The following is a 3,128-nucleotide window of genomic DNA, read 5'->3' as shown; positions in this document are numbered from 1 at the left end:
GGGGTGCCGGATGTGGGTGTGCCGGTGGTGTCGGTGGGTTCGGTGGTGCCGGACGCGGGGGTGGAGTGGGCGTCGGTGGGGTCGGGTGATCCGGCGTATGTGATCTTCACGTCGGGTTCGACGGGTCGGCCGAAGGGGGTGGTGGTCGGTCACGGGGCGTTGGCGGCTCATGTGGCGGCGGCGCGGGAGTGCTTCGCGATCACCCCCGGGGACCGCGTGCTGTCCCTCGCCTCGCTCTCCTTCGACGCCTCGCTGGAGCAGATCCTCCCCGCCCTCACGACCGGCGCGACCGTCGTCCTGCGCCCCGACGAGATCTGGTCGGTGGAGGACCTGGCCGCCCGCGTCCGCGAACACCGGATCACCGTCACCGAACTCACCCCCTCCTACTGGGAGGAGGTCGTCGCCCGGCTCGACACCGTCGCCCCCGACCTGGCCGGTCTCCGGCTGTTGGTCACCGGCGGCGAGGCGCTGCCGGCGGCACCCCTGGGCCGCTGGTTCGACCACCTCCCGGGGGTCCCGATCGTCAACACCTACGGTCCGACCGAGGCGGTCGTCTCGGCCACCGCGCACCGGGTCACCGCCCCCGTCCCCGGACGGGTGCCGATCGGCCGGCCCCTGGGCTCCCGCCGGGCCCTGGTGGTGGACCGGCGCGGACGACCGGTACCCGTGGGCGTTCCCGGCGAGCTGTTGATCGGCGGGCCGGAGCTGGCCCTCGGCTACCTCGGCCGGCCCGGGCCGACGGCCGAGCGCTTCGTGCCCGACCCGTCGGGCGAACCCGGAGCCCGCGTCTACCGCACCGGGGACCTGGTGCGCCGGCTGCCCTCGGGGGACCTGGAGTTCCTGGGCCGTACCGACGACCAGGTCAAGATCCGGGGCTTCCGGGTCGAGCCCGGCGAGATCGAGGCCGTCCTGGCCGAGTGCCCCGGCGTCACCGCCGCCGCCGTCACGGCCGGCCCCGACGGTCCCGGCGGCCGGCGGCTGATCGCCCACGTGGTCCCCGCGGAGGGAACGGAACCGTCCTTCGAGGCGCTGCGCTCCCACTGCGCCGACCACCTCCCCGACCACGCCGTGCCCTCCTTCTTCACCACGTTGGACCGCCTGCCGGTCAACGCCTCCGGCAAGCTGGACCGAGCGGCCCTGCCCGCCCCGGAACCCGGCCGGATCACCGGCGGCACGCCCCACGTCCCGCCCCGCGACGACACCGAGCGGACGATCGCGGCCATCTGGGCCGAGGTGCTGGGGGTCGAGCGCGTCGGCATCGACGACGGCTTCTTCGACCTCGGCGGCCACTCCCTGCTGGCGACCATGGCCGTCTCCCGGGTCGCCGAGCGGCTCGGGCGGGAGATCGAACTGCGCACCCTCTTCGAGAACCCCCGCATCCGGGAGTTCGCCCCGGTCGTCACCGCCGCCCGCCGCGTCGACGCCGACACCGTCGTCCCCGCCGACCGCGAGGGGCCCCTGCCGCTGTCCTTCGCCCAGGAGCGGCTGTGGTTCCTGGACCGGATGTCCCCGCTGGGGGAGGACTATGTCCTGTGGTACTGCCGGCGCGTGCGCGGCGGCCTGGACCGCGTCGCCTGGCAGGGCGCCCTGGACGATGTGGCGGCCCGTCACGAGGTGCTGCGCACCGCGTTGATCGAGGTCGACGGGCGCCCGGTCCAGCAGATCCGGCCGCCCGCCCCCGTTCCGCTGGAGTGGCACCCGGCCCCGGCCGGGGGGCACGGGGACGCCGGGGAGGACGTGCCGGAGCGGGTCCGGGAACGGGCCGTCGAGCTGGCCCGCCGCCGGTTCGCACTGGACGAGCCGCCGATGCTGCGCTCCGGGGTGTGGGAGCTGGGACCGGAGGACCACGTCGCGGTCGTCGCCTTCCACCACGTGGCCATCGACGGCTGGTCCAAGGACGTCTTCCTGGAGGAGCTGTCCGCCTGCTACCGGGCCCGACTGGCCGGCACCACCGCGGACCTGCCGCCGCTGCCGGTGCAGTACGCCGACTTCGCCGTGTGGCAGCGCGAGCGCGCCGCATCCCCCGGCGCCGAGGCCGGCCTGCGGTACTGGGAGACCGCCCTGGCCGGGGTCCCCCCGCTGGAACTGCCCACCGACCGGCCCCGCCCGGCGGTGCGTTCCGGCCGCGGCGGAGCCGTGGAGATCCCGCTGGGCGACGATCTGCCGGAGCGGATCGACGCGCTGGCCCGCCGGCACGGCGCCACCCGGTTCATGGTGCTGCTGGCGGTGGTGCAGGTGGTGCTCGCCCGCTGGTCGGGTCAGGAGGACATCGCGGTGGGGACCCCGGTCGCGGGACGGGACCGGGTGGAGCTGGAGCGCCTGATCGGGTTCTTCGTCAACACCGTGGTGCTGCGCGGCGATCTCTCCGGGGACCCCGCCTTCACCGAGCACCTGGAGCGGGTCCGGGCGGACGTGCTCGGGGCCTTCGACCACCGGGAGGTGCCCTTCGAGCACGTGGTGAACCGGCTGCGGCCCGAGCGCGACCTCTCCCGCACCCCCCTCTTCCAGGTCATGTTCGACGTCCAGGAGGGTTCCGACGCCTCCGGTCGCCTCCTCGATCGGGAGGTCGGGACGATCGCGCTGCCCTGGCGATCGGCCAAGTTCGACCTGACCGTCACCTTCGTGGTCTCCCCGGGGCGCTTCGCCCTCAACGTCGAGTACAGCGACGACCTGTTCGAGCCCGACACCGTCACCCGGTTCGCCGAGCACGTCGGTCGGGCCCTGGTCGCGGCCCTGGACGCCCCGACGACCCCGGTGGGCGACCTGGAGCTGTGCGCGCCCTCGGAGCGGGCCGCCCTGACCGCCGCCGGAACCGCGTCCGCCTCGGCCGGGGACGCCCCCCGTCCGGTGCGGTTGTGGGGTGGTGGTGGTTCGGCGGTGGTGTGTGGGGATCGGGTGGTGTCGTACGGGGAGTTGGAGGGGTTGTCGGGGGGTGTGGCCGGTGCGTTGCGGGGTGCCGGTGTGGGTGTGGGTGATGCGGTGGGGGTGTGTGTGGGTCGTGGGGTGTGGTCGGTGGCGGCGATGTGGGGGGTGTGGCGTGCGGGGGGTGTGTACGTGCCGTTGGATCCGGCGTTGCCGGTGGAGCGGTTGAGGTACATGGTGGCGGAGGCCGGTGTGGGGGTGGTGGT

General features: G+C 74.7%; 1 protein-coding gene. It reads left to right on the top strand.

Annotation, left to right across the window (positions count from 1 at the left end; genetic code table 11):
• Window positions 1–3: 3 nt before the first annotated feature.
• The coding region (locus FOE67_RS21085; protein WP_323385221.1) for a non-ribosomal peptide synthetase at window positions 4–3,128 on the top strand (3,125 nt) is incomplete at its 3' end.

Source organism: Streptomyces calidiresistens (assembly GCF_014141525.1).
GTDB classification, from domain to species: Bacteria; Actinomycetota; Actinomycetes; order Streptomycetales; family Streptomycetaceae; genus Streptomyces; species Streptomyces calidiresistens.
Note: the sequence above shows the minus strand (reverse complement) of the source record. Positions and strands in the feature narration are given on the sequence as shown.